Below are 4,013 nucleotides of genomic sequence, written 5' to 3'. Positions count from 1 at the left end.
TCAATGGATTTTCGATTGAATTCTTCGAAGCTCTGCTCCAGGGTACGCCCAGGCCGCACGAATGCCTCAAATAGCTTTTGATTGGCGCGAAAAAAACCCAGACGCGTGTCATATGACTCTAAAGATGCGCCCACTCTCAACAATGCCTCTCCCGGCGGGAGGTTATACACATCAGACCGGTTGAGCGCGTCCAACTCATTAATTGCCGCAGGACGCAGCACACTGCTGACCTGATATTCAGGCGTTACCAGAAAGGCGTATGCTGCGGCGATCAGGCCAGCCAATGCAATGACAAGCACAATAAGCTTTTTTTGCCGCCACAACGTGTGACAAAGGGCAATAAGATCAATTTCATCTGACGATGGATTCAGGGGGGCGCGGAAGCTACTACTCACAACAAAAACCTGCCTTCAAGGAGAAACTGCGGGCTCGTTATGCAGACTAGATTGTGTGTTTTTTATTCTATTTGGATGACCGCAAAAATCCGGCGTCTCTGCCAGATTTTTAGCGCACAAAATGCCCGTTATCGAGAACAGATTGCATTTTGCCATCTCCCCCATACATTACAAGTATTGACATGACTGTAGGATGATTCTTAAAAGGGCAGAAATAAGTGTAAAAGAAACTCGCCTGCTGGGAGGAGACGATGGCTAACGAGGAAACATAAGGGAATGCTCAACGATACTGAGCAGTCTTAGGCCACCACAAGCGCCGTAGCAGAAAAATGGCGCAGAAACATAAAGCCATTCAGAGAAAAAAATCTGACAGACGGTCGCGTGAATCTTTAGGCTTTTTGTAAAGAGGCCAGCACCTTTTCTATAGACGTGTTGCAGGTCGGGGTTTAGAACGCCGGCTACGAACCAGCATCCCCAACACCGGCCCAATCAACATCCCCACAATCAAAGCCACCACCACAAACACCGCCACCGGCATCTGCGCAGTACTCCACCCCAGGAATGACAGCGCCAACGCCCTGCTGGTTCTCCAGCASAAAACGTCCCAAGGAAACCCACCAAAAGCCGCAAGCACTGCAAATCAAACACCGCAACAACGCGCTTAACCCCACGCATACCCTTCTCCTTCCCCAAAAACACTCAGACGCCTTCTTCCTCTTCTTCGTTCACCCGATCGCGCAATTCCTTGCCCGGTTTGAAGTGGGGAACGAATTTGCCGTCGAGGCTGACGGATTGGCCGGTTTTTGGGTTGCGGCCTACGCGCGGTGCGCGGTAGTGCAGGGAGAAGCTGCCGAAGCCGCGGATTTCGATGCGATCTCCGGTGGCCAGGCATTGGGACATTTGCTCAAGCATGGTCTTGATAGCCAGCTCCACATCCTTGGATGAGAGCAGCCCTTGATGGGTGACAATTCGTTCGATCAACTCCGACTTCGTCATATTTTTCCCTTCTTTTTCAAGCAGCTAGGAAAAGCGCTCCGAAGGTTTTAGCATGAGTTGATGAATTTGAACAGCCCATGTGTCAACTTATCTGAGGCTGAATAAACACGTTCAGCAAGCAGCCAACCCCTTACTTACAGATCACCAACATGGTCCGCGTCACCGCACCAGCAGGGTTCCAGCCGAACAGGTAGTCGCCCTCTTCGTCCTCCGCATCACTGGAGCGGGTAATAACCTTGTAGCCCTGCATCTTGCACTCACGGGCGGCGCGCTTTTCGCACTTTTCCCACTTGTTGCCCAGACCAGAGCAGTCGACCTCGATGCCGCTGACGCCGCGCTTCGCGTGGGTCTTGGCACTGGTGGAGGAGCAGCCTGCAAGCAGCAGCAAGGCGAGTATTACGATAATTCTGTTCATTCAAACCCTTATTGAGTCAGCAACGCGAAATAGCCGTTTTCAAGACTATAGTCAGTTCTGACATTGGGCTGAATGCCTTGGTTCGGTGCAGTTGCTTCATCAAATTTCAGGCACAAAAAAGGGCGACCGAAGTCGCCCTTTTTCTACAGCTTTACAGAACTTAGTTCTGCTTAGCCATTGCCTGGCGCAGCAGTGCCGCCATGGTGGTATCAGCAGCAGCTTCCGGAGCAGCTTCTTTCAAGCTCTGGATAGCTTTCTTTTCTCTTCCACTTCGTCTTTCGACTTGATGGAGAGCTGAATCACGCGGCTCTTGCGGTCAACGCTGATGATCTTGGCTTTCTACTTCCTGGCCTTCTTTTCAGTACGTTGCGCGCCGTTCTTCAACGCGGTCACGGCTGATTTCGGAGGCTTTCAGAGTCGCTTCGATATCGTCGGCCAGAACGATGATGGCGCCTTTGGCGTCAACTTCTTTCACAGTGCCTTTAACGATGGCGCCTTTGTCGTTCTCTTGAACGTACTCGGAGAACGGATCGCTTTCCAGTTGCTTGATGCCCAGGGAGATGCGCTCGCGCTCTGGGTCAACCGACAGGATAACGGTGTCCAGCTCGTCGCCCTTCTTGAAACGACGAACAGCTTCTTCGCCAACTTCGTTCCAGGAGATGTCGGACAGGTGAACCAGGCCGTCGATGCCGCCGTCCAGACCAATGAAGATACCGAAATCGGTGATCGACTTGATGGTGCCGGAGATTTTATCGCCCTTGTTGAACTGGCCAGAGAAATCTTCCCATGGGTTAGATTTGCACTGCTTGATGCCCAGGGAGATACGACGACGCTCTTCGTCGATGTCCAGAACCATAACTTCCACTTCGTCGCCGACTTGTACGACTTTCGAAGGGTGGATGTTCTTGTTGGTCCAGTCCATTTCGGAAACGTGTACCAGGCCTTCCACGCCTTCTTCCAGCTCTGCGAAGCAGCCGTAGTCGGTCAGGTTGGTAACACGCGCGGTTACGCGGGTGCTTTCTGGGTAACGAGCTTTGATAGCAACCCATGGATCTTCGCCCAGCTGCTTCAAGCCCAGGGAAACGCGGTTACGCTCACGATCGTACTTCAGAACCTTGACATCGATCTCGTCGCCAACGTTGACGATTTCGGAAGGATGCTTGATACGCTTCCAAGCCATGTCGGTAATGTGCAGCAGGCCATCGACGCCACCCAGATCGACGAATGCGCCGTAATCGGTGAGGTTCTTGACGATACCTTTGACTTGTTGGCCTTCCTGCAGGGATTCCAGCAGAGCTTCACGCTCGGCGGAGTTCTCTGCTTCCAGCACGCTGCGACGGGAAACGACAACGTTGTTGCGCTTCTGGTCGAGCTTGATGACTTTGAATTCCAGTTCTTTGCCTTCCAGGTGCGTGGTGTCGCGCACTGGACGAACGTCGACCAAAGAACCTGGCAGGAACGCACGGATGCCGTTAACGTCGACAGTGAAGCCGCCTTTAACCTTACCGTTGATAACGCCCTTGACCACTTCTTCAGCTGCGAAGGCTGCTTCGAGAACAATCCAGCATTCAGCGCGCTTGGCTTTTTCACGGGACAGCTTGGTTTCACCGAAACCGTCTTCAACCGAGTCCAGAGCAACGTGAACTTCGTCACCGACATTGATAGTCAGGTCACCAGCATCGTTGTAGAACTGTTCCAGCGGGATCAGAGCTTCAGACTTCAGACCAGCGTGAACGGTTACCCAGCGAGCTTGGTAATCGATATCAACGATAACACCGGTGATGATGGAGCCTGCCTGAAGGTTCAGGGTTTTTAGGCTTTCTTCAAAGAGTTCCGCAAAGCTTTCGCTCATTTTAATTCCTGTTGATAAGGGCGAAGAATACGCCCATCTCCACACCCCAGACGGTGTGGGTCAGTTTCAGTTAAAAGAAGCCACCGCAGGACTATGACTGGTCCCCTGCGGCCTTCTTGATCACCCGGCGATATCGCGAATGGCGATTTTCACTCATGATGCGTTCCAGCACCTGCTCGATGGACAACTCCGTGGAATCCAGCTGTATGGCGTCAGCCGCCGGCTTGAGCGGGGCTACCGCACGCTGGGTATCACGCTCATCGCGTGCACGGATCTCATCTAGCAGACTCGACAGACTAACACCATCGACTTTGCCCTTCAACTGCAAGTATCGGCGGCGTGCCCGTTCTCGCTG

At 52.7% G+C, this 4,013-nt stretch carries 3 protein-coding genes and 3 pseudogenes; all 6 read right to left on the bottom strand.

The annotated features are described in order from the left end of the window. Positions 1 to 395, bottom strand: a 395-nt coding sequence (locus DQ405_RS25305) for a Wzz/FepE/Etk N-terminal domain-containing protein (protein ID WP_342030465.1), incomplete at its 3' end; no start/stop codon positions are given. Positions 396 to 816: 421 nt separating this feature from the next. Beyond that, positions 817 to 1,070: pseudogene (locus DQ405_RS27925) on the bottom strand (lipopolysaccharide assembly protein LapA domain-containing protein). A 24-nt stretch (positions 1,071 to 1,094) separates the two neighbouring features. Continuing rightward, the gene (ihfB, locus tag DQ405_RS25300) at positions 1,095 to 1,391 is read right to left on the bottom strand and encodes an integration host factor subunit beta (protein WP_003189779.1); all 297 of its coding nucleotides are present in this window, start codon (positions 1,389 to 1,391) and stop codon (positions 1,095 to 1,097) included. Positions 1,392 to 1,521: 130 nt separating this feature from the next. Further along, entirely contained in the window at positions 1,522 to 1,806 is a 285-nt protein-coding gene (locus DQ405_RS25295; RefSeq protein WP_106111555.1) for a hypothetical protein, read from the bottom strand. A 160-nt stretch (positions 1,807 to 1,966) separates the two neighbouring features. Beyond that, positions 1,967 to 3,658 (bottom strand): annotated as a pseudogene (rpsA, locus tag DQ405_RS25290) (30S ribosomal protein S1). 120 nt (positions 3,659 to 3,778) lie between these two features. Beyond that, positions 3,779 to 4,013, bottom strand: a pseudogene (locus tag DQ405_RS25285) ((d)CMP kinase); the annotation flags it as partial.

The sequence above is a fragment of the Pseudomonas sp. SST3 genome (assembly GCF_003325755.1).
The sequence above is the reverse complement of the archived record's forward strand: the minus strand, read 5'-3'. Positions and strand labels throughout refer to the sequence as shown.

What these genes read in the sequence shown, in the direction of transcription:
- ihfB (WP_003189779.1), bottom strand. Translation starts at nt 1,391, where the DNA reads ATGACGAAGTCGGAGTTGATCGAACGAATTGTCACCCATCAAGGGCTG.
- DQ405_RS25295 (WP_106111555.1), bottom strand. Translation starts at nt 1,806, where the DNA reads ATGAACAGAATTATCGTAATACTCGCCTTGCTGCTGCTTGCAGGCTGC.